This is a genomic window from Natronorubrum aibiense, assembly GCF_009392895.1.
GTDB lineage: Archaea > Halobacteriota > Halobacteria > Halobacteriales > Natrialbaceae > Natronorubrum > Natronorubrum aibiense.
This window is the reverse complement of the sequence record NZ_CP045488.1, coordinates 638,567-658,708: the sequence shown is the minus strand read 5'-3', so window position 1 is coordinate 658,708 and position 20,142 is coordinate 638,567. Positions and strand designations below refer to the sequence as shown.

General features: G+C 62.6%; 24 protein-coding genes and 1 pseudogene. 8 read left to right on the top strand and 17 right to left on the bottom strand.

What is annotated here, in order from left to right; genetic code table 11:
* Positions 1-43 precede the first annotated feature (43 nt).
* Positions 44-1,270, top strand: a complete 1,227-nt coding sequence (gene hmgA, locus GCU68_RS03350; RefSeq protein ID WP_152939045.1) for a hydroxymethylglutaryl-CoA reductase (NADPH) — start codon at positions 44-46, stop codon at positions 1,268-1,270.
* Here the strand turns inward: hmgA and GCU68_RS03345 are convergent.
* Complete coding sequence (locus tag GCU68_RS03345; protein WP_152939044.1) at positions 1,267-1,644, bottom strand: hypothetical protein; 378 nt, start codon at positions 1,642-1,644, stop codon at positions 1,267-1,269. The genes hmgA and GCU68_RS03345 overlap by 4 nt on opposite strands.
* Positions 1,645-1,839: 195 nt before the next feature.
* On the opposite strand from GCU68_RS03345, the gene dpsA reads away from it, so the two are divergent.
* Positions 1,840-2,385: a DNA starvation/stationary phase protection protein DpsA gene (gene dpsA, locus GCU68_RS03340; protein ID WP_152939043.1), complete on the top strand. Its 546-nt coding sequence runs from the start codon at positions 1,840-1,842 to the stop codon at positions 2,383-2,385.
* A gap of 91 nt (positions 2,386-2,476) precedes the next feature.
* Here dpsA and GCU68_RS03335 read toward each other — a convergent pair whose 3' ends face one another.
* The 4 genes and pseudogenes from GCU68_RS03335 to GCU68_RS03320 all read right to left on the bottom strand — a co-directional run bounded on the left by GCU68_RS03335 (position 2,477) and on the right by GCU68_RS03320 (position 4,494).
* The gene (locus GCU68_RS03335) at positions 2,477-2,767 is read right to left on the bottom strand and encodes an amphi-Trp domain-containing protein (RefSeq protein ID WP_152939042.1); all 291 of its coding nucleotides are present in this window, start codon (positions 2,765-2,767) and stop codon (positions 2,477-2,479) included.
* A gap of 268 nt (positions 2,768-3,035) precedes the next feature.
* A complete protein-coding gene (locus GCU68_RS03330; RefSeq protein WP_227014909.1) occupies positions 3,036-3,428 on the bottom strand; it encodes a metal-dependent transcriptional regulator in 393 nt (130 codons plus the stop codon).
* A 233-nt stretch (positions 3,429-3,661) separates the two neighbouring features.
* Positions 3,662-3,895: pseudogene (locus tag GCU68_RS03325) on the bottom strand (DUF7552 domain-containing protein); the annotation flags it as partial.
* Between the two features lie 74 nt (positions 3,896-3,969).
* The gene (locus tag GCU68_RS03320) at positions 3,970-4,494 is read right to left on the bottom strand and encodes a DUF5817 domain-containing protein (RefSeq protein WP_152939040.1); all 525 of its coding nucleotides are present in this window, start codon (positions 4,492-4,494) and stop codon (positions 3,970-3,972) included.
* Between the two features lie 115 nt (positions 4,495-4,609).
* Between GCU68_RS03320 and GCU68_RS03315 the strand changes: the two genes are divergently transcribed.
* The 3 genes from GCU68_RS03315 (at position 4,610) to GCU68_RS03305 (ending at position 7,203) form a co-directional block, all read left to right on the top strand.
* Entirely contained in the window at positions 4,610-4,951 is a 342-nt protein-coding gene (locus GCU68_RS03315) for a cupin domain-containing protein (protein ID WP_152939039.1), read from the top strand.
* Positions 4,952-5,031: 80 nt separating this feature from the next.
* Complete coding sequence (locus GCU68_RS03310) at positions 5,032-6,399, top strand: NRAMP family divalent metal transporter (protein WP_152939038.1); 1,368 nt, start codon at positions 5,032-5,034, stop codon at positions 6,397-6,399.
* Positions 6,400-6,471: 72 nt separating this feature from the next.
* Positions 6,472-7,203 carry an SDR family NAD(P)-dependent oxidoreductase gene (locus GCU68_RS03305; RefSeq protein ID WP_152939037.1) on the top strand — a complete coding sequence of 244 codons (732 nt, stop codon included), beginning with the start codon at positions 6,472-6,474 and terminating at the stop codon, positions 7,201-7,203.
* Between the two features lie 26 nt (positions 7,204-7,229).
* Here the strand turns inward: GCU68_RS03305 and GCU68_RS03300 are convergent, their stop codons facing one another.
* The 3 genes from GCU68_RS03300 to icd form a co-directional block, all read right to left on the bottom strand.
* Positions 7,230-7,661, bottom strand: a complete 432-nt coding sequence (locus GCU68_RS03300) for a GNAT family N-acetyltransferase (RefSeq protein WP_152939036.1) — start codon at positions 7,659-7,661, stop codon at positions 7,230-7,232.
* A gap of 90 nt (positions 7,662-7,751) precedes the next feature.
* Positions 7,752-8,291, bottom strand: a complete 540-nt coding sequence (locus GCU68_RS03295; protein WP_152939035.1) for an NUDIX domain-containing protein — start codon at positions 8,289-8,291, stop codon at positions 7,752-7,754.
* A gap of 274 nt (positions 8,292-8,565) precedes the next feature.
* Entirely contained in the window at positions 8,566-9,828 is a 1,263-nt protein-coding gene (gene icd, locus GCU68_RS03290) for an isocitrate dehydrogenase (NADP(+)) (RefSeq protein WP_152939034.1), read from the bottom strand.
* A gap of 714 nt (positions 9,829-10,542) precedes the next feature.
* Here icd and map point away from each other — a divergent pair.
* A complete protein-coding gene (gene map / locus GCU68_RS03285) occupies positions 10,543-11,439 on the top strand; it encodes a type II methionyl aminopeptidase (protein ID WP_152939033.1) in 897 nt (298 codons plus the stop codon).
* A 124-nt stretch (positions 11,440-11,563) separates the two neighbouring features.
* On the opposite strand, the gene GCU68_RS03280 is transcribed toward map, so the two are convergent.
* Entirely contained in the window at positions 11,564-11,764 is a 201-nt protein-coding gene (locus GCU68_RS03280; protein ID WP_152939032.1) for a DUF7835 family putative zinc beta-ribbon protein, read from the bottom strand.
* A 358-nt stretch (positions 11,765-12,122) separates the two neighbouring features.
* Here GCU68_RS03280 and GCU68_RS03275 point away from each other — a divergent pair, with 358 nt between their 5' ends.
* A complete protein-coding gene (locus GCU68_RS03275; RefSeq protein ID WP_152943560.1) occupies positions 12,123-12,662 on the top strand; it encodes an HIT family protein in 540 nt (179 codons plus the stop codon).
* A 72-nt stretch (positions 12,663-12,734) separates the two neighbouring features.
* Here the strand turns inward: GCU68_RS03275 and GCU68_RS03270 are convergent, their stop codons facing one another.
* The 7 genes from GCU68_RS03270 to GCU68_RS03240 form a co-directional block, all read right to left on the bottom strand.
* A complete protein-coding gene (locus GCU68_RS03270; protein ID WP_152939031.1) occupies positions 12,735-12,971 on the bottom strand; it encodes a glutaredoxin family protein in 237 nt (78 codons plus the stop codon).
* 95 nt (positions 12,972-13,066) lie between these two features.
* Positions 13,067-14,320: a tRNA (N(6)-L-threonylcarbamoyladenosine(37)-C(2))-methylthiotransferase gene (locus GCU68_RS03265; RefSeq protein WP_152939030.1), complete on the bottom strand. Its 1,254-nt coding sequence runs from the start codon at positions 14,318-14,320 to the stop codon at positions 13,067-13,069.
* A gap of 65 nt (positions 14,321-14,385) precedes the next feature.
* On the bottom strand, positions 14,386-14,577 hold the full coding sequence (locus GCU68_RS03260) for a CbaC protein (RefSeq protein WP_152939029.1): 192 nt from the start codon (positions 14,575-14,577) through the stop codon (positions 14,386-14,388).
* A gap of 6 nt (positions 14,578-14,583) precedes the next feature.
* Positions 14,584-16,335, bottom strand: a complete 1,752-nt coding sequence (locus GCU68_RS03255; protein ID WP_193565079.1) for a b(o/a)3-type cytochrome-c oxidase subunit 1 — start codon at positions 16,333-16,335, stop codon at positions 14,584-14,586.
* Positions 16,328-17,179, bottom strand: a complete 852-nt coding sequence (locus tag GCU68_RS03250; protein WP_152939027.1) for a cytochrome c oxidase subunit II — start codon at positions 17,177-17,179, stop codon at positions 16,328-16,330. The genes GCU68_RS03255 and GCU68_RS03250 overlap by 8 nt, the downstream gene beginning before the upstream one ends.
* Positions 17,176-17,358, bottom strand: a complete 183-nt coding sequence (locus GCU68_RS03245; protein ID WP_152939026.1) for a cytochrome oxidase — start codon at positions 17,356-17,358, stop codon at positions 17,176-17,178. Before GCU68_RS03245 ends, GCU68_RS03250 begins: the two co-directional genes overlap by 4 nt.
* 86 nt (positions 17,359-17,444) lie before the next feature.
* Entirely contained in the window at positions 17,445-18,461 is a 1,017-nt protein-coding gene (locus GCU68_RS03240; RefSeq protein ID WP_152939025.1) for an AI-2E family transporter, read from the bottom strand.
* 115 nt (positions 18,462-18,576) lie between these two features.
* Here GCU68_RS03240 and GCU68_RS03235 point away from each other — a divergent pair, with 115 nt between their 5' ends.
* Entirely contained in the window at positions 18,577-19,311 is a 735-nt protein-coding gene (locus GCU68_RS03235; RefSeq protein ID WP_152939024.1) for a DUF547 domain-containing protein, read from the top strand.
* Positions 19,312-19,320: 9 nt separating this feature from the next.
* Here GCU68_RS03235 and GCU68_RS03230 read toward each other — a convergent pair whose 3' ends face one another.
* Positions 19,321-19,971: a YegP family protein gene (locus GCU68_RS03230; RefSeq protein WP_152939023.1), complete on the bottom strand. Its 651-nt coding sequence runs from the start codon at positions 19,969-19,971 to the stop codon at positions 19,321-19,323.
* Between the last annotated feature and the right edge of the window lie 171 nt (positions 19,972-20,142).

The window sequence follows — 20,142 nt, the reverse complement described above, 5'->3', positions numbered from 1 at the left end:
GAAATCAGCAATCCTTAGGGCCGGCCGCTGTCTTGGCCAACCCATGACAGACCCCGAGGACCTCGTCGCGCAGGTGCGCGAGGGCGACATTCGGCTTCACGAACTCGAGGACCACGCCGACGCCGACACGGCAGCCACGGCCCGCCGGCTGTTCGTCGAACGCGAGACAGAGACGGATCTCGAGACGATCGGTGAGTACACGTTCCCGGCCGCGGCCGCGGAGCCGAACATCGAGAACATGATCGGCGCGGCCCAGATTCCGATGGGCGTCGTCGGACCCGTCGACGTCGATGGCGGCGCAGCGGACGGCGAACACTACCTGCCACTGGCGACGACAGAGGGCGCGCTGCTGGCGTCGGTCAACCGCGGTCTCGGCGTGATCCGCTCCGCCGGTGGCGCTGACGCTCGGGTGACGAAAAACGGGATGACCCGCGCCCCGGTGTTTCGGGTCGCCGGCGTCGCAGAAGCCGCCGAGACGGTCGAATGGGTCGCCGACAACGTCGAGACGCTGCGCGAGGCTGCCGAGTCGACGACGAGCCACGGCGAACTGATCGACATCGAACCCTACGTCGTCGGCGACTCCGTCTACCTCCGATTCGCCTACGACACCAAAGACGCGATGGGGATGAACATGGCCACCATCGCGACCGGCGAGGCTTGTGAGATCGTCGAGGATGAGACGCCCGCGTCGCTCGTCGCGCTCTCGGGCAACCTCTGTTCGGACAAGAAACCCGCCGCCATCAACGCCGTCGAGGGCCGCGGACGCTCCGTCACGGCCGACGTCCTGATCCCCGGCGAACTCGTCGAGCAGCGACTGCACACGACCGCCGACGCCATCGCCGAAGCGAACACGCGCAAGAACCTCACCGGCAGCGCCAAAGCCGGCAGTCTCGGCTTCAACGCCCACGCGGCGAACGTCGTTGCGGCCGCCTTCCTCGCGACCGGGCAGGACGAAGCGCAGGTCGTCGAAGCCGCGAACACGATCACGACCATGGACGCGCGCGAGCGCGAGGACGGCACCACCGACCTCTACGCCAGCGTCTCGCTCGCCTCCCTCGAGGTCGGCACCGTCGGCGGCGGGACGAAACTGCCGACCCAGGCCGAAGCGCTCGAGATCCTCGGCCTCCGTGGTGGCGGCGAGCCGGCGGGGTCGAACGCCGACGCGCTGGCCGAAATCATCGCCGTCGGCGCGCTCGCGGGCGAACTCTCCTTGCTCGCGGCACTGGCTTCCCGGCATCTGGCCAGCGCACACGAAGACCTCGGCCGCTAACGCTGCGGGTCGCCAGCCGAGTCGGCGGCGTCACGCGCTGCGTCTCGTGTCCGGACCGTGACGAGTGCGATGTACGCCCCGCTCGCGGCGAGCAGTCCCAACCCGATCAGCGCCTGCGGGCCGCTCGCGGCGAACGTAAAAAGCCCCAGTCCGGCTGCGGCGAGACCGTGGGCGAGTGCGAGGTCGCGCCGGCCGTATGCGCCATGAAGAAGTGCAAGGGCGACGAACGTCGCGGCGAGCGCAGCCATCGCCAGTGTCGTCGTCTCGACGCCGACGATCGTCTCGTCGAGATACCTGCCGTACGCGAAGAACGCGAGCGCGACGACCGTCCCGATACCGATCGCCGTCCCCTGTGCGTCCGCCGTCTCGTCCATGTCCCCATCGTTGGGCCCGCGCTCGAAAGCTGTGCCGTTCTTCGCGCCACACCACTTGATTACTATCTGACAATCACTGTGCGATCGTCCGCTGGGACGTGTACACATAAGACCGAACGTCGGTTTTAGGTGGCACGAAAAATTGTTTGTTTGCTGAAAAGATATAAGAACGTGCAACGCGAAGTGAAAGTCGTAATGAGCACCCAAAAGACCATCCGTCAATCCGCCGGCACCGTCGAAGAGAACGCGCTGCGCCTCGAGAAAGAGAAGGCCGAGCAGATCATCGATGCGCTGAACACGGACCTCGCGGATGCGTACGTCCTCTACCACCAGCTTCACAAACACCACTGGAACGTCGAGGGCGCGGAGTTCCTCGAGATCCACGTGTTCCTCCAGGAGGTCTACGAGGACGTCGAGGACGCCGCGGACGACCTCGCCGAACGACTGCAGGCACTCGGCGGCGTTCCCCACGCCAGCATGACGACGCTCGCCGAGAACGCGACAGTCGAGCCCGAAGACGAGGACGTCTACGACGTTCGAACGTCGCTTGCGAACGACCTCGAGATGATGGGCGACGTCATCGAGAGCTACCGCGACCACATCGAACTCGCCGACAGCCTCGGCGACTACGCCACGGGCGAGATGCTGCGCGAACAACTCGAGACGATCGAAGAACACGCTCACCACATCGAACACTACCTCGAAGACGACACGCTCGTCCTCGAGTCCGCGACGAAGTAGCCTGAACGTCACTGCACACCGCATCGCACGACGGCTGTGGGATAGGTGTGGAGTTCGGTTCCGCTGTGACTACTGCCGTTTCGGCGTCGGCTCACTCGACGTCCGGCGCTTTCTCGTCCGTCCGTCCCGGTAGCTCGAGTTCGAGTTCGAGTTCCGGCTCGCCGACGCCGTCGAAATCGACCTCGAGTCCCACGGGCTCGCCGAAGGCGAACGGAAGCTCCCACTCGTCGGTGGAAATGGTGAGTTCGTCGTTCTCACGGAGTTGTTCGCCCAGTTTGATCAGAAACGCTCCCGCTTCAGCCGCGTCGAGGCGAAACTCCTGTTCGAACTTGCGCCCCTGGCGAATCGTCGTTCGGTCGTCTTCGTCTGTATCAGATGTCATGATTCGGTTACGTGTGTTGGTGTGATCAGCGAACGGCAGTCACGGTCGTTCCGCGCCATCTGGCAGTGTTCCGACTCGAGAACGATTTCTCGGATCCGCGTCACGGACCGGTATGTCGTGCCCGCCGCTCGGTGCTGGTTCTCGGTCAGTTTCGACTGTGGCGAGAGACCATCTGCCGCGATATCGGTTTAGGCCACCCTAAAGCAAAAACCGTCCGGTTGCACTCGGTGTGATCCGTCGCCGAATCGCGTACACGGTGGGACGGGGCCTACTGTGTCGACTCGTCGGCTCCGGGCGAACCGCCTGACTGAGTCGGGGCCAGAAGGGTCGCTTCGAGCCGCGTCACGACGGCCGGACTCACGGTACCGACCACCGCCGCGGCTTCCCGGCGGTGGTCGTCGATATCGAGTACCTCATCGAAAAATCGACAGACCGTCTCGTACCTGTCGAACAGTTCGCTGGCCCGATCCCGGCCTGCAGCCGTTAATCGCACCCCTTCGTACGGTTCGTGGTCGACGAGCCCTTGCGTCTCGAGACGCTGGACCATCTCCGTCGTCGCGGCGGGTGAGCGGCCGACCGACGACGCAATCCGGCCGGTTGACACCGGTTCGCCAGCGGTCTCGGCCAGCTCGTAAACCGTAAGCAAATAATGGTTTACCATCGACATACCGTCACCACTCGCAGACGGTCGGCCGTCTCACAGTGCAATCTTGAGCAGCCGTCGCGTTCGACGCGTTGCTCACGTCGAGCCACCGTTTTCGCGGGTCTCGTCCGTCTTGTCGGTATCAGGTTCGTCGAACAGGGCGACGTACACGCCAACCCAGAGCCGTGCTCGCTTTCTTCGTGGTCCGGTCATCGTCATAGTTTCGTCGGGATAGTGCGTTCTGTCGGCGTTTCACAGACGATCACGTCGTAGTAGGGAACCTGCGGATCGTACTGCCGGAGCGCAGCGCGATAGCGTTTCGTCGCGCGAGTGGCTGCTCGCGCGGCCGAACGACTCTCGAAGTAGAGTCCCGATGCGGGAACGGGACGCTCCCCCGTTCGTCCGCAGATCAGGTAGTACGTTCCCGAGTCGCTCGCAAGCGACTCGATCTGCTGGCGAATATCGCCGAGCGTTTCCCCCATCATTTAGGTGGCCCTAAAACCGGCGGGGTTAAGTAATTTAGGTATGCCTAAAAGAAATGGTCGAGCAAACGAGGACGCTAGAGCAGCCGATAGCGACCGCGACTCTCACTGACGACACCGCGTCTGGCGAGTTTCTCGAGGGCATCTCGAGTGTAGTCGGCCGAGACACCGCGTGATTCGGCGTAGTCGACGACCTCGTCTTCCGTCGGTCGATCGAGGTCTTCGATCGCGGCCTCGACGATCTCTTTTTTGCTGCCACTGCGCGTCGATCCCCGGGGATCGCGCTCGCCGGCCGCTTTGACCGCGTCGACGTCGAGGCCGGATGCCTCGAGGTACTCCTCGTCGTCGACGACGCCGTCGGCTACCTCGTCCTCGAGGGCGTCGTAGGAGTCCAGTTTGGCGAACGCCTCACCCTCACCCTGTCGGTTCGCGAGCATCGATGCGCGTACGTCGCGAGCGTGACTCGCGTCGTCCGTCTCGACGAACTTCTTGCGTTTCTCGTAGGCTCGCCGGGAGCCACAGCGGGGACACTGGGTCGTCTCCGAGCGACCCTCGATGATCCAGAGGTTTGAACACTCGCTACAGCCGACGACAGCGTACATGCCTCGAGATGGTTTCGGCTGGTAGTTCAACCTTCGCCACCCGAAGTGGAACTGAACCGGCTGCGGGTCGCCGTCGGCCCGCGGAATTATGCGTCGTGGCGTCCACTCGACGCGTATGGAACGTGTTTCCCTGTCCGACCGTGAACCGTCCGAAGCCGCCGACGGCGTCCACCTGGCGCTGCTGGCCGGCGGCGACGCGATGAACGTCCAGCACTTCGAGATCAAGCCCGGCGCGGCCGTCGACGAACACAGCCATCCCCACGAGCAGACGGGGTACATCTACGAAGGTGAACTCGTCTTCCACACTGACGGCGAGGAGATCGTCTGTGGCCCCGGCGATTCGTATGCGATCCCGGGTGAGGAGCCTCACGCGGCCGAGAATCGCGGCGACGTTCCCGTCCGCGGCGTCGACATCTTCAGTCCGCCGCGAGAGCAGCCGAACTGGCAGTCCGAGTAGCGAGGCCGGTTCTGACCGTTTTCGAGAGTGCCACCGGAGAATACCACAGAGTTATACTACCTAGCGGGCAAGGATACCTGATGGCAACCGAGTCACGATCGGTGGGAATCGGACGGATCGGAACGTACGCCGAGCGCTTGGGGCCGACGTGGCTCGCCGGCGCGATCGCGGCAGGGCCGGCGACGATGGTCAGTCTGCTCGTTGCGGGTGCGAGCTTCGGCTACGCGCTGTTGTGGGTCGTCGTCCTCTCGGCGATCTTCGGAACCGTCGGCCAGTATCTCGCGATGCGATTGGGGTTGCTCACGGAGGCTGGGATCGTCGACGTCGTCGAGACGCACCTCGGCTCGTTCTGGGCCTGGGTGCTCGTCGTCGACGTCGTATTGGCTGCGGGACTTGCCCAGCTCGTGATCATGAAAACGGTGGCCGACGTCAGCGCGACGATCGTCGCCGACACCGGACTCGGCATCGCCGCGCTGGCTGACCCCCGACTTTGGGGGATCATCTGGGCGGTGATCCTCGCAGCGGGGCTCGCCGGCGGCGGCTACCGCGTCGCCGAACTCGGTGCGAAAGTCCTCGTCTCGCTGGTCGTGCTCGCGTTCGTCATCGCCGCGTTCGTTGTTCCGATCGATCCGACCGCGGCCGTAGCCGGGCTCGCACCCGAGATTCCGGCTGGCGTCGGCGGGGCCGTCGTCGCTGCCGGCATCCTCGGCGGCGCGGTCCATATCACGCTGTTGACGATGCAAAGCTACACGATGCGCGCCCGCGGCTGGACCGATCGCGACCGTGACATCGCGACGTTCGACGTCGTGAGTTCGATGCTCGTTGCGTTCGGGATCTACAGCCTCGCCGTCTTCCTCGTCGCGGCCAGCGTGCTTCCCGCCGCTGGCGTCGATCCCGCGACGATCAGTGAGATTCAGGCCGCAGAGGCGCTCGGTCCCGTCGCCGGCGAGTACGCCACCTGGCTGTTCCTCGCTGGCCTCTGGGGAGCCGCCGTCTCGACGCTCGGCGGGAACACGATCGTGCCGCCGTTCCTCGTCGCCGACAAACTCGGTTGGGAGCAGTCCGTCGACGATTCGCGGTACCGAGCAGCCCTCGTCTTCGTCGCGCTTGCTTCCGCTGGCGGCGCGTTCCTCGAGGGCGCGTTCTTCCAGTTGCTCGTCCTTGTGCTCGCCTTCGGCCTCGTCGGCACCCCCTTTGCGCTCGCGGTGATCCTCTACTTGCTAAACGACACCGACGTCGTCTCCGAGACGAACTCCCACCTCGAGAACCTCGGCGGCATCGCGCTGTTCGCCGTCGCGACGATCCTCGCAGGCGAGTTCGTCCTCGAGGAAGTGGAGACGATCGGCGAACCGACCTCGGCGTTCGTCGTCGCCTTCGCGGGCGCGATGGCACTCGCAATCGTCGGCCTCGCCGGCAAGTACGGACGGGACCGACTCAGCGCCAACTGACGGCCGTTTGGCTCTCGTGTCGGTCATTTCGTCGAACGAAGATTCAAGAGCCGTGGCACCAACCACCACTCGATGACAACACTCGAGGACGACGTGATCGTCGTCACGGGCGCGAGTCGCGGACTCGGACGCGCGATGGCCGAACGCTTCGCCGAAGAGGGCGCACGGGTCGTGCTCACTGCACGTAACGGCGAACAACTCGACGCCGTCGCCGCCGAGTTGCCGGGCGAATCGCTCGTCGTGCCGGCGGACGTCCGCGACAGCGACGACGTGGAACGGGTGATCGACCGAACGATCGAGGCGTTCGGCCGACTCGACACCCTCGTCAACAACGCGGGCGTGAGCCTGCTTCACAAAGCGGATCACGACGAACTCAGCGATATCACCGAAGATGAGTGGGACAGGGTCCTCGAGGTCAACCTCAAAGGCGTCTTCCTGTTCACCCGTGCGGCCGTCCCACACCTGTACGAGCAGGGCCACGGAACCATCATCAACATCTCCTCCGGACTCGGCCGGCGTGCGATCCCCGGCGCGGCCGCGTACGTGAGTTCGAAGTGGGGCCTCGAGGGACTCACCCGAGCGACCGCCCTCGAGAGCGAGAGCTATGGCGTCACCGTCAACGGACTCGATCCGGGCGGTCGGGTCAACACGGATATCTGGGCGCACCTCCCGGCGGCCGAACGCGAGGAGATCCTCCAGCCCGACGTAATGAACGACGCAGCGGTCTTACTGGCCGCACAGGGGCCCGACGGCGTCACCGGCGAGTCGATGACGGCCCAGGAGTGGGAACAACGCCTCGGCTGAGTGCGCGAGTCGAGTCGGCTGCCACGTCACTCGAGCGATTTCCGCATTTTCACGTGGGGAATGTCGGCTTCGATGAACTCCTCGCCGTATCGGTCGTACCCCAACCCGCGGTAGAACTCTGCGGCGCGGGTCTGTGAGTGGAGTTTGAGCGACGAGAGTCCCTGTTCGAGCGCGCGGTCTTCGACGGCGAGCATCAGGTCGCGGCCAACTCCTGACTCGCGGCGTGACTCGAGTACCGCCACGCGTTCGACCTTTCCGAGCCCGGGTTCGGGTTCTCGAAGTCGGGCAGCACCGATCGGCTCGTCGCCGTCGTAGGCGACGAAGTGGATTGCTTCGTCCTCGTACTCGTCGTACTCGAGGGCCTCATCGACGCCCTGTTCCTCGACGAACACGGTCTGTCGAACCGCGAATGCGTCTTCTCGTTCTCGCTCGGAGTCGACGACGTGTACCTCGGCCATTGCGAGTCGCTACGTGCGAGCGCACCGAGAGCGTTACGACCCGGTGTCCTGTCGATCGACTCCGACACGCTCGAGCCGTGGACAGTCGCTTCACTCGAGTACCGACCGAACGTCCGCGTCGACGCCAGTTGATTCCGATTCGGGCACGTGATCGAGCCAGAGCCGTTCGTGACGCGCCGTTCCGAGGGCGGTCGGTTCGTCACTACTCCCACTGAGCGAGTCGTCGCCTGCGGGGACGATCGGCTCGTCACCGACTGGCCGTCCGGAGACCGGGGCAGTCCGAACGACGACGTTGTACGTCGTGTGCCGTTGATCGTCGTGTTGGAACGCGACGCGGCGGACACGAACCGGCGCGTCGAGGTCGACATCGACGCCGGTTGCCGCCGCGGCGATCCGCCGGGCGGCCGTCGCCCACGTTTCGTTGCGGCTGACGGGCGCGGCCGGCAGGGTCCAGTCCCGGCTGCCGTCGTCGATCCACAACACGTCGCCGCCGTCGTTGATGATGCCGACCGTCACGTGGGTCTCGATGTCGCGTGCGGCCTCGAGTTCACCTCGCGTGACGGACCGCGTCTCAGTTTCACACTCGACGTCTTCGCGATCGCACAGCGTTTCCGGGTCGGGCAACTCCATATACGTGAGACGCGTGGACAGTGCGTCGAAAAGCTACTGGTTGTACTCGAGGTCAGGTGGGGTCGTTCGTGAGGGAGTGGGAGTTACCCAGTCCGATCCCTGTCAGCTATCGACCCAGAAAAATAAAATGCAGAGAGACGACCGCTCGAGAAACTCGCATAAGCTCGTTTCTCGAAAGCGTCAGACCGCTTCACGGCCTGACTGTCCGAAAAACTGGCTTACGCCAGTTTTTCGATGTTCTCACGGCCTTGCCGTGAGAGGACGAAAAGCTCGTTTACGCGAGCTTTTCGATGTTGTCGACGACTTCCTCGGCGAACTCGCTGGTGGCGAGTTTCTCGGCGTCCTCGAGCTGGCGTTCGAGGTCGTAGGTGACCTTACCGGAGGAGATAGTCTCCTCGACGGCGTCGCGGACGAGGTCTGCGGCGTCGTTCCAGCCCATGTACTCGAGCATCATGCGACCCGAGAGAATCATGGCGGTCGGGTTGACCTTGTCCTGACCCTCGTACTTGGGTGCGGAGCCGTGGACGGGTTCGGCGAGCATCAGGCCCTCACCGAAGTTGCCACCGGGGGCGATGCCGAGGCCACCGATCTGGGCACCACAGGCGTCGGACATGTAGTCCCCGTTCAGGTTCATCGTCGCGACGACGTCGTACTCGTCGGTTCGGGTGAGGATCTGCTGGAGCATGTTGTCCGCGATGCGGTCGTTGACGACGACGGCGTCTTCCGGCGCTTCGCCGTCTCGCTCCTCCCAGAGCGTGTCCTCGGTGATGACCTCGTCGCCGTACTCTTCTTCTGCAACCTCGTAGCCCCAGTCGCGGAACTGACCCTCGGTGAACTTCATGATGTTCCCCTTGTGGACGAGGGTCACGGAGTCACGGTCGTTCTCGAGGGCGTAGTCGATTGCCTCGCGGACGAGTCGCTTCGTTCCGAACTCCGTGATCGGCTTGACGCCGATGCCGACGGGACCGTCGTGGATGACGCCCGTTGCGCCCATCTCGTCTTCGACGAACTCCTTGACCTGCTCGACTTCGTCGGAGCCGGCTTCCCACTCGATGCCGGCGTAGACGTCTTCCGTGTTCTCACGGAAGGTGACCATGTCCATCTGCTCTGGGTTCTTGACGGGCGATGGGACGCCGTCTAAGTGATAGGTAGGGCGAACGTTCGCGTAGAGGTCGAGCAACTTGCGCAGGCCGACGTTCAGCGAACGGAAGCCAGCGCCGACGGGCGTCGTCAGCGGACCTTTGATGGCGACGCGGTGTTCCTTGATCGCTTCGACAGTCTCGTCTGGCAGGTTCTCGCCGTACTTCTCGCGAGCGGATTCGCCGGCGTAGACGCGCATCCAGTTGATCTCACGACCGGTCGCCTCGGCGGCTGCCTCGAGCACACTCTGTGCGGCGGGACCGACGTCGCTTCCGACACCGTCACCGTAGAGAATCGGGATAATCGGGTTGTCAGGAACCTCGAGTTCGTCCTCGGTTCCTTCTTTCAGCGTGATCTTTTCCCCGTCTTCAGGGACTTCGATCTTGTCGTAGCTCATCTCGTCTGTACGGTTCTTCGACGGGGGTAAAAGGTCTACCTTTTCCATCGAGGGGCGGCAAAAGTTGGGGCGATACACAACCGAGTTATACGTTCTATGCGATGTGTATACGGCGTTTTGCTGACCGAGTCGATCGAAATCAGCATTCGAATAGAATGAACGATTGGCGAATACTTTCTAATATGGGTTTAAAATCCAATTTTTCACGCCTGCTGAACGACCATACTAAACGATCGTGTAGGATTGTGCGAGTGATCGGCGACGACAACGGCGGGCCAATCACTTGCGTGCAACGTGGTCATCGATATTCGAGACTCGAAACCGAGCGTCGTATCCACCCGCAGCGCAACCGCCCTCGAGACCGCAGATCCACCCGCCGGGTACGGTCTGCCGTGGTCTCGAGGGAGGTTACGGGTATCGGACGCCATTTATGGCTCGCCCAAACGTGGCGTCTCTCACGCCAGCTATGACCGATTCACGCTGCCGATAAAACGCCGGTGACCGTTTCAGACAGTTCGGTGATACTATGAGAGGTTTCGGACCCGTTTGTGGGCCTGTTCAAACGAGCGACCGGGTAGCCGCTCGGTCTCGAGCAGTGGTGCCGGATTCGATACGAGTGCGATTAACACTGATTCAATACGATGTGAGCGACAGCCGAGCGACTGGGTCGACCAGAGCGGAACCTCTTTTTGTCGACCGGTACAACCCCGGAGCATGGCCGAATCCGAGGTGGATCTGACGTCCGAGAAGTACGAAAAGCACCGCGAAGCGGGAGATATCCTCGCCCAGGTGCGTGAAGAAACCGCCGAACGCGTCGAGGTCGGCGCAAGCCACCTCGAGATCGCCGAATACGCCGAAGATCGCATCCGAGAACTCGGCGGACAGCCTGCCTTCCCGGTCAACATCTCGATCGACGAGGAAGCGGCCCACGCGACGCCGAAGATCGACGACGACTCGACGTTCGGCGAGGAGATGATTAACCTCGATATCGGCGTCCACGTCGATGGCTGGCTCGCCGACACCGCGATCACCGTCGACCTGTCTGGGAATCCGGAACTCGCCGAAGCGTCCGAACAGGCGCTCGAGGCGGCGCTCGAGATCATCGAACCGGGCGTCAGTACCGGTGACATCGGAGCCGAGATCGAGGACGTGATCAACGGGTACGGCTTCAACCCCGTCGTCAACCTCACCGGACACGGACTGGGTCACTGGGAACAACACACCAGCCCGAACATCCCGAACCGCGCCGTCTCACAGGGGACGACACTCGAAGTCGGCGACGTCGTCGCGATCGAGCCCTTCGCGACCGACGGTGGCGGGAAGGTCACGGAAGGGGCCAGCGAGGAAATCTTCGCACTCGAGCGTGAGGGTTCCGTTCGGGATCGGCAGGCTCGCAACGCGCTAGAGCAGATTACCGAGGAGTTCCGCACGCTACCGTTTGCGACGCGCTGGCTCGAGACTGACCGTGCGGAGATGGCACTGCGCCGACTCAAGCGCAACAACATCGTCCACGGCTATCCAGTGCTCAAAGAGGACGATGGCTATCTCGTCAGCCAGAAAGAACACACGATCATCATCACCGAAGACGGCTGTGAAGTGACTACAGCGTAAGCGAGTCGAACCGTCGCGTTCGTTCTCGAGCGCCCACAGTCCGACGGTCGGTACGCGAGTCGCATCGGGAGACCGGGCAACGAAGAGCGTCTGTGATGGTCGCTGCGTTCACGCCAAGAACTGGTTAGGCGTTGTTCATCCGTTGGCTCGTCCGGTTACCACAGCGCTGACACTCGGCCACGCGGTACGGCTCACGGGAAAACTGTGCATTTTCTTCTTTGAGACTTTCAGTCCGAATCTGGACCGACACCTCGTGGAGCGTTTCGAGCTCACAGGCGTCGCAGTGCTCGGTCATCCCATTGACGGAGTTATCTGTCGTTGCCATTAGCAGAACTATTCGATAGTTCAGTCTTAAATCCCTGTTTCATTTCGCGGACTGACACGAAAAAATCGAAAGACGTAATTACTATCGGTGAACGACCGGCTGAGGTCGACCGAGACCGTTCATACCGATCAGAGATCCGTTTTCGCGGATCTTCAGCCACTGACTGTCACGATCGTCGAAACGTTCGCTCGAGCGCGACTCCACGGCCAGCATGCTCGAGCCGTCGCATCCGGTGCTTGTGACCGACGGTGCGACTACAAGCGAGCCTTGTACCGAGTTCTGTGTGAGACATACCGTTTCATAGGCCGCCGGTGGACGTTTCAATGGGTACTATACACACCCTCGAGTGGTAGTGACTATGGAGCAGGTGTTTGCCCCGTGGCGAATCGAGTGGATCAGACGCGAGGACAAAAACGCCGAGATCGAGGACTGCGTCTTCTGTGAACTGCCCGAACAGGACACCGACAGGGAGAACCACATCGTCGCGCGCAGCGAGCACGCGTTCGTCATGCTGAACAACTATCCGTACAACCCGGGCCACACGATGGTGATCCCGCACGCACACACCGGGGATTACAGTGACCTCACCGACGACCAACTCCTCGATCACGCTCGCTTGAAACAGCGAACCTTCGACGCACTCGAGGCAGGCCTCGCCCCGGATGGGTTCAACGCCGGCTTGAACCTCGGTGACGGGGCCGGTGGTTCCATCGACGACCACCTCCACACCCACGTCGTCCCGCGCTGGCAGGGCGACACCAATTTCATGCCCGTGATCAGCGACACCACGGTGATCGTCGAAGCGCTCGAAGAAACCTACGACCTCGTCCACGAAGCGTTCGCCGACCAGGACGGGGCGACCGTGCCGGACGCGAACAGCGCCGTCGTCTTCGAGTGACGAACGAGTAACGAGCGGTTCTTCTGCCAGAATCGATCATCCGACCAGATCGTCGGCTGCTGGAAGACAGCGTTAGGCATATGTCGTATCGAGATACTCGAGGATCCGCTCGGATTCCGCCATCGTCACCCCTCGAGCGTCGTCGACGATGACGGGAACCTGTCGCTGCCCGGAGATGCCTTTGACGTCGTCGCGCTGTGAGTGACGTCCCTCGACCCAGACGCTCTCGTAGTCGACGTCGAGGGCCTCGAGGCGTTCGGCGACGGTTACACAGTACGGACAGCCCTCGAGGCGGTACAGCGTTAGCATACGTTGTCGTTGGCGTCGGAGCGGCAAAAACGCTGACACGGCGGTGGTGTGGCCACACGCCATCTTCGAGCGCCATGTACGCAGTGGAAAAGCAGCTACACCGGTGTCCCGAACGCGTACATCGTTTCGTGGGCCGTGATCTCGAGGTCGACGAAATCGCCGGGTTCGATGCCGTGCTCGCTGGCGTTCTGAACGATGATCTGCCTGTACGCGGAGTCCCGGCACTTGACAGAGTCGGCGGTCCCTTCTTCGACGACGAGGACGTCCTCGCGCGTCTCGCCGACCATCGCCGCGTACGCCTCGCCCACGATGTCGCGTTTGACCGCGCTCATCTCCTTCGAGCGCTCCTTTTTGATGGTGCCGCCTAGCCCTTTCATGTCGGCAGCGTCGGTCCCCGGCCGCTTGGAGAAGCGGGTGACATTGATCTTCTCCGGGCGGGTTTCCCGAAGGAGGGCCATCGACTGGTCGTGGTCGTGGTCGGTTTCGGTCGGGAAACCGACGATGAAGTCCGTCGAGAGCGTCCAGTAGTCGAGGGCCTCGTCGAACGTCTCGACGACCTCGAGATACTCTTCGACCTGATGTTGGCGTCGCATATCGCCGAGGACGTCGTTGCTTCCCGACTGGACGGGCGCGTGCAGGAAGTCGTACAGTTCGTCGTACTCGGCGAAGACGTCGGCGAGTTCCTCGCGGATGCCGTGGACGCCTTTCGGGTTGGCCATCCCGACGCGCACTCGGAAGTCGCCGTCGATCTCGCAGATCTCCTCGAGCAGCCGGTGAAGCTTTCGTTCCCCTTCGTCCCAGCCGTAGACGCCGGTGTCCTGGCCCGTGATTCGGATCTCCTTTGCGCCGGCGTGGATCAGCGCGCGGGCTTTCGCGACGTTGTCCTCGATCGGCGGGGAGTCGATTTTGCCCGTCGCGTGTTTGGTAATACAGTACGAACAGTCGGACATACAGCCCCGTGCGATGGGCAAAATGCCGACGACGCCGTCGAGGATGGGTTCGGCGTCGGGTGTCGTCGTCGGACACTCGCCGTTCGTGACGGCTTCAGGAACCTCGTCCCAGTGGAGGACCCGACCGTCGATGTCGGCCTGAGCGAACTCCTCGCCCTGTGCGAGGGCCATACAGCCCGTGATAAAGAGGTCAGCCGTCTCCTCGGAGAGTTCCTCGGCGCGGCGCAGCATGTTCCGTTCGGTCTTCTCGACGACGGTACAGGTGTTCAAAATCGCGACGTCGGCGTCGTCCGGTCCATCGACTCGGTAGTGGCCCGCATCGCGGAGTCGTCGCTCGATCTCGCGGCTCTCGCCACGGTTCGACGTACAGCCGTAGGTTTCGATGTGATAGCGGGCCATTCGCGTGTCCGCTCTTCAGGGCTGGTCGGGCAAAAGCGCGACGGATTGTGGCGCTCGAGTGGGGCTTACTCGTTCGAGCGCTCTCCACTCGAGAGTAGCGACCAGAGAACAAGCGCCCCGATCACGACGACACCGACGACGATCACGGTGGTAAACGGGACCGCGATATCGAAAAAGCCGAGCACGGTTCGCAACTCGACGAGAACGACGATCAGAAACGCGATCACTAAGAGCAATCGAGGAAGCGTGAGACGCATCGAAGATCACCGACCGACGGTCTCGAGGGCGAACTCGAGACCCATTCGGACAAGTTCGATGCTTCCACTTTCTTCGATCGTGACGGGAAAAGGACCGATATCCGGGCCGAACAGGCCACCTCGCGTGACGATACTGGCGAGCGGTAGCGAGTACGCCAACAGGACCAAAACGGCGGCGATGGCGGTCCAGAGCTTCAGGTTGTCGAGGACGGCCGGTGCGTCGTCGGGACCGGATAGCGGCGCTGGGATCGTCCGATTGTCGATCGGTTCGCTGTCTGGGTTGAACAGGGTCAAAAGCATCAGCGCGAGGAACAGCATCGCCGAGACGAACAGGAGCACGCCGCCGATGGCGAGTTGCGCGTTGAGTTCACCGACCGAGCCGGCGGCGACTTCGTACTGGAAGCCTTCGTACTGCGGTTCGGCGGTTCGCCGGGGCATGCCGACCAACCCGCCGCGGTACATCGAGTTCGTCATGAACACGATCCCGATGAACCACAACAGGACCTGGACCAGCCCGATCGTGCGCCCGACGAGGCGGTTTCCGGTCAGTTGCGGGACGAGCCAGTAGGAGCCGGCCATGAACGTCAGTGCGGTCGCGGTGCCGACCTGCGTGTGAATGTGGCCGGGCACCCACAGCGAGTTGTGGACGAGGTAGTTGATGTTCATCCCGGCGTTGACGATGCCGGTAAAGCCGCCGAACGCGAAGACGAGCCCTGCCAGTGCCATCCCGGTAAACGCCGGCTCTCGCCACGGCAGGGCTCTGAGCCAGCCGACGTAACCCGTCCCGCCGCGCTGTCGAGCGCCGTGTTCCATGCTGGCAACGACAGTAAAGGCCGTCAGCAGGCTCGGCAACAGGAGAAACATGGTGTTCGTCATCACGATGAATTTGAATCCGTCCGCGATCCCCGGATCGAGATACTGGTGGTGGATCCCGACCGGCGTCGACAGCAAGATAAACAGGATGAACACGACTCGAGCGAGCGGATCGCTGAACAGTCGGCCGCCGGAGAGTTTCGGCAACAGAATGTACCACAGCAGATACGCCGGTAACAACCAGAAGTAGACGACTGGGTGACCGAAGTACCAGAACAGCGTTCGCGTCAGCGTCGGATTGACCGATTCCACGAGACCGAGCGTCCACGGCAAAATAAACGCGAGAATCGCCACGGCGACGCCGATCGACGAGATGTACCACATGATCATCGTCGTCAGAACCATAAACGTCGGCAGCGGGATCCGCTCGCCCGGGTGGTCTCCTTTCCAAGCCCACCACGACCGGAACCAGTCGACGCCCGCGAGCCAGGTTCCGACGACGAACAACACCAGCCCGACGTAGAAGATCGGATGGCCCTGCAGCGGTGCGTAGAACGTAAAGAGTGTGTCCGCACTCACGTCGATCTCCTCGACGAAGCCGGCCAGGATCGCAAACGCTGCGAGCAACGTACCGAGAACCATCAGGCCGTACCAGCCCCAAGTAAACCGCATATCGACCGGGCGGCGCTCGAGGCTGTCGGTGACTGCCCACTGATAGACTCCCACGAGGAAAAAGATCGTAAACGAGAGGACCAGAAAGACGCCGTGACCGGTCAACACGGTGTAGTAGTCCGGCGACTCGAGGACTCTGAGGATATCCGTCCGATGGAGTGCCTGAATCAAGCCGAAGAACGCGCCGACGGCGAAGGCGGTAAACGAGGTGGCAAACACCCGCCGAATGAAGCGTGCTTGGTCCGGATACGCGTCGACAAACGTGTTACTCATTGTCATTACCCGCCTCGGCGTCCTCGTCCGTTTCGCTTCCATCGCCGCCATCGGCGCCATCCTCGTCCTCGCTCTCGAGGTCTTCGGCCACGGTCAGCGTCCCACTCTCCTCGTAGTCGTCGACCGTGACCGTCCAGTCGTGGTCCCCTTCACCGAGTTCAGTCGAATCGACGGTGACGGTCACCTCCTCGGAGTCCTGTCCGGGCACGGTGATGTCCTCTTCGACCGTCTGGTCGCCGATCTCGAACGTGGCCGTCGTCTCGAGGTCGTCGAGCGCGCCGTTTTCGACGGTGATGGTGACGGTCGCTTCGTCGCCGAGCTCGACTTCGTCGTCGGCTTCGACCTCGAGTTCGGTCATGTCGAACTCGTCTTCGGGAACGACGTTGAGTTGGCCTTCCATCGTGTGGTGGAAGTCGCCACAGTACTCGTTGCAGACGATCCCGTACTCGTCGGGTTCGTCGAACTCGACGGTCATCTTCGAGACCTCACCGGGGATCACCATCGTGTTGGTATTCGTCCCGACGACATCGAAGCCGTGGATCACGTCCCGACTGGTCACATAAAAGGTCACTCGGCTGTTTGCGGGTATTTCGATCGGGTCGGGCTGGAAAATAAACGTCTGGGCGACGACGTAGGCTTCGTACTCGTTTTCACCGACTTGCTCGACGCGCGGTTCGCCGAAACGCTCGTCGTCGTTGATGTCGTCGGGACTGAGCGTCTCTTCGCTATCGTCGATCATCTGGATTCCGAGGCCCACCGAGCCGTACGTGATCGTCGCGATGAACCCCACGATCAACAGGAATGCAGCAACGAGCCACAGTTTCTCGTAAGTATGAATTCTCATACGATCACCAGTGGTGTCGGATCGTTGCCGAGAAATTCGATAAAGTACGTAAACAGCCACATTAACACGAGCACGAGAAAGTATAATACAATCAACGTCAGCGTCCCCAGTGGATCGAACTCGTCGTGGTCGATCGCTCGATCCGGCGCCGCCAACTCGTGGACGTTCTCGTCTGGCATACTCGGACTCCTGACCACGGCTAGATAAATAAAGGATTGACACGATGTGGCAGTGTCCCCATAGCGGCCGTTACGGACCCCTCGAGTCACGACCGTGTCTCGTCGCCGAGACGGTCGTAGTGATCGTTGACGACGTCGAGGGTCGCGAGTAGCCCACCGACGAGAACGGGGCCGAAGAACAGCCCCATGATGCCGTAGGCGTAGATGCCGCCGAGCACGCCGATGATGATGACAGCGGGATTGAGGCTGGCGTACCGGTCGACGAGTATCGGCCGCAGATAGTCGTCCGAGAGGCCGACGACGATCGTGCTGTAGATCGCCAAGATGATCGCGAGGATCGGTTCGCCGATAACCAGGAGATACCCGACGGCCGGCCCCCAGACCAAAAACGCGCCGACCAATGGGATGAGCGCAAGGATTACCATGATAAACGTCCAGAACGCGGCGTTCGGAATGCCGGTCGCGAACAGCCCCAGCCCGGCGATGACACCTTGGATGATCGCGATCAGGACGTGGCCGGCCAGAACAGCCCACATGACGTCGCTGAGTTCACCGTAGAGGGCGTTCTGCACGTCCTTGGGGAGTGGAGTTATCTCTCGAAGCCACCGTAGCAGATTGTCGCCATCCTTGAGCAGGTAGTAGAGGAGAAACAGAGCCACCCCAAGACCGATCAGCGCGTGAGTCACCACGCTGAACCACGCCGTCGTCTGCTCGAAGACGGCGGTCCCGATCTGTTCTGCTGAGGAGACGACCGTCTCCGTCAGATCGACCTCGAACCCCGTTTCGGCTTCGATTCGTGCCTCGAGTTCGTCTGTCTGCAGCGCCCGTGGATCGCGTTCCTGTGCGATCCGTGCGGCCTCGTCGGCGACGACGGCAATCACGAGAACGAACGGGATAATGAAGGCGACGATCGACACCACGACGAGCGAGAACGCAGCGACCGACGGCGACACGTAGGCCTCGAGTCGGGCCTGCATCGGATAACACACGAACGCGATGAGTACGGCTCCGAGGACGAACTGCAGAAACGGCGTTACCAGTTGCCACGAGAGGTACGCAAAGAGGAGGACAAGCGCCAGGAGATACCCCTTACTCAGGTTCACAGTGTTTCTCTCTACGAAGTGTCGGATAAAACTGATCCAGACATGTCTCTCGATGAGAGTGTCACCGCCACTCGCCACACGGCTTCAAGGGTCTGGTTCGCCAACGGTCGAACGAATGCCGACCCAGCTCGATCCCCTCTCTCTGTCGGCCGATCTGTTGTATACGGTCAAGACTGAGGGGGATACCGACTGGCTGCAAGACCGGCTTGCGACCCTCGAGCGATCGCGACTAGAGCGTGCACTCGCCAGCCGCGAGGGGAAACTCGCCTTCTGGCTCAACTGCTACAACGCCTACGCGCAGTTGCTCTCGGAGGCCGAGCCATCGGTGCTCGAGGGTGGTATTCGAACGCGCTGGAAGCTCCGTACTCGCGACCGAATCCCGGTGAGCGGCGTCTGGATGAGCCTCAACGACATCGAACACGGTATGCTTCGCTGTTCGAAACACCCGTGGGGATTCGGCTATCTGCCGCGACCGTTCCCGTCGTCGTTCGAACGGCAGTTCCGCTTGCCCGACTGCGAGCCACGGATCCATTTCGCGGTGAGCGACGGTGCCGACCACGCGACCCCGATCACGACGTACTCGCCGGATGACGTCGAGACGGAACTCGATATCGCCGTCGAGTGGTTTCTCGAGGAGAACGTGACGTACGACCGGGAACGAGACGTCGCGACCGTGCCACGGCTGTTTCGACGCTATCGCGGCGACTTCGGCGGCAAACGCGGCATCGTCGCGTTTCTGCAGCAGTACGGCGCAGTTCCGGACGGCCGGACGCCGTCGCTCCGCTACGAGTCGGCATCCCGGACGCCGGCAGTCGATTTCGACTCCGACGAGTTCGTCCGTGAGCCGTGACGGCGTCCGTCAGCGCTCGGCGTCTTCGAGCGTCGCAGTCGGGGCGTTGCGCATAACCCCGCGTGCGGCGCGTCTGGCGTTCGACCGTGAGGAGTACCCCTCGCCGCTGTCGGCGATGATGTTGCCGTTCCAGTGTACCAATCGCCAGCGCCACTCGCCAGCGCGGTCCTCGTAGACCTCGAATCGACTGTATCGCTCGCCTTGGTCCGGCGTCGATTCCGGCTGTGTCTCCGACGCTGCCTCGGGAGCGTCCGCTCGAGCCGTCTCTGGTTCGTCCCCACCGGAGACCGCGTCCGGCGGAATCGTCGCCATCCCCGAATCGGCCGTCGCGTCACCCGTGGCTGGTGGTTCGTCGCTCGTAATCTCGGGTCCGTCGCGCTCGGCGTCCTCGAGTCGGAGCCGCGAGCCGTCCGGATCGTCCCACTCGAGGGAGAGCGTTAGTTCGTCGACCGGCGGTTCGGTGGCGTCGTGACGAGTTTCGGCCATCGCGACAACGTGTGATGGAATCGTGACTCGCACAGTCCGGTCGCCGTCAGTCAGCCACAGCGGTCGGTTGGCCGTCAGTGCCGTCTCGAGGTCCCCGAAGAGGGCAGCGAGTTCGTCGCGGTCGTAGCCTCGCTCGAAGGCAACGGTGACGGAGTCGCTCGATGGATCTGCCATACGGACTCTCGTCGGGCCAGCGTGTTAGTGATTGCCTCTGCTCGAACCGGGCGACTGAAGCACCGACGACGCCGAGGCGAGCGCCACCAACGAACTGATTTCGAACGCCGACCTGCACACTGTCCGTGACGAAGCGAGCGACCGACGGTGCGACGGCGCTCGCAGCATCGC